Source organism: Enterococcus sp. 3H8_DIV0648 (assembly GCF_002140655.1).
Taxonomy (GTDB): domain Bacteria; phylum Bacillota; class Bacilli; order Lactobacillales; family Enterococcaceae; genus Enterococcus_A; species Enterococcus_A hulanensis.
Genome location: NZ_NGLG01000001.1, coordinates 2,557,177 through 2,558,374, shown reverse-complemented (window position 1 = coordinate 2,558,374; position 1,198 = coordinate 2,557,177). Strand labels below are relative to the sequence as shown.

The 1,198-nt window shown below is 41.4% G+C and carries 2 protein-coding genes; one reads left to right on the top strand and one right to left on the bottom strand.

The window, feature by feature from the left end; translation table 11 throughout:
• Positions 1-339 precede the first annotated feature (339 nt).
• Positions 340-903: a helix-turn-helix domain-containing protein gene (locus A5875_RS11785; RefSeq protein WP_088933770.1), complete on the top strand. Its 564-nt coding sequence runs from the start codon at positions 340-342 to the stop codon at positions 901-903.
• Between the two features lie 85 nt (positions 904-988).
• Here A5875_RS11785 and A5875_RS23670 read toward each other — a convergent pair.
• Positions 989-1,198: hypothetical protein (locus A5875_RS23670; RefSeq protein WP_176244666.1), on the bottom strand; the 210-nt coding region annotated here is incomplete at its 5' end.

Here is a 1,198-nt window from a genome sequence, read left to right as displayed (position 1 = left end):
AGATGTGTATAAGAGACAGGTTAAAAATCTTTCATGGCGTCCTCCTGTAATTTAAGTAGTATGGATATTATACCCTAATTCGAAAAGCAAAAACATTAATATTCGATTTTTTTTAAAGTGAATTCGTTTATTAGTGAAATGAATTTAAAGAGAGCGTAGGGCAATGATTGATCCAAGTTCGGTTCAGATTGATTGAGTTGTAATCCACCATCATTTCAGAAAGAATCCTTGCTGCACCAACAATGCTTGTAACTCTTGCTTGTCTTTTTTAGGAAGCTTTGGTACGTTGCTTGTAACTTAACTTTTCAACAAGTAAGTTTGATTTAGGGGGATGAAGTATTGCTAGGAGAAAAATTAAAGACACAACGAATGAGCTTGGGATTGACCCAACAGGAGGTCGCCGATCATCTGCATGTATCGCGACAGACGATCTCGAACTGGGAGGTGGGAAGAAACTTTCCCGACATTCCGATGATTATTTCCATCAGCGATTATTACGGCATCTCCTTAGATGAATTGTTGAAGGGGGATGAAGGACTCATGGATAAGATGAAGAAGGACGCCGACCTGGTCAAACGAACCAAGCGACGGAAAGTATTTGATGGTGTGTTTGTCGGCTTATTGGTGCTGACGGTTGCATTTGCTTTTGTGGTGACTCGGATACCTAAGATTGCCGATCAAAAGCTGTGGCCGATGTTGATTGTAGGGATCGTGTTTCTCTTTTCGATGGTGCGCTTCTTTCTGGTGATTCCGAAAGAGGATGCTACCAGTGGAATGCAGGCGCCGTTGATCATTCCGAAATCGTTTGGTGTCGGCTGGGCGATCAATCCGTACCATCCATTAGGAAAGGTCCTGTTGATCGGGATTTTTGTTGCACTTGAAGTGATGATTTATTTGGGTTAAATAGGAAAAGCTTTGCGAAGCAGCTTAACGGCACTTCGCAAAGCTTTTTTGTCGTTGCGACATGAAACCTGTCTCTTATACACATCTAGATGTGTATAAGAGACAGATCTCCATCTACTTGGACTTCCCACATGCCAGCAATAGGTAAGATCATCAGCAGCAAACCTGGAAGGGCACCAAGAAATAATACTATAATATAAAAAATATTTAGTTGGTTAGTTAGTTCGCCCCATATTAAAATTCCGCCGATCATTCCGGCTTCGACGACACCAAAAATAAAATAAGACCTAGGCGT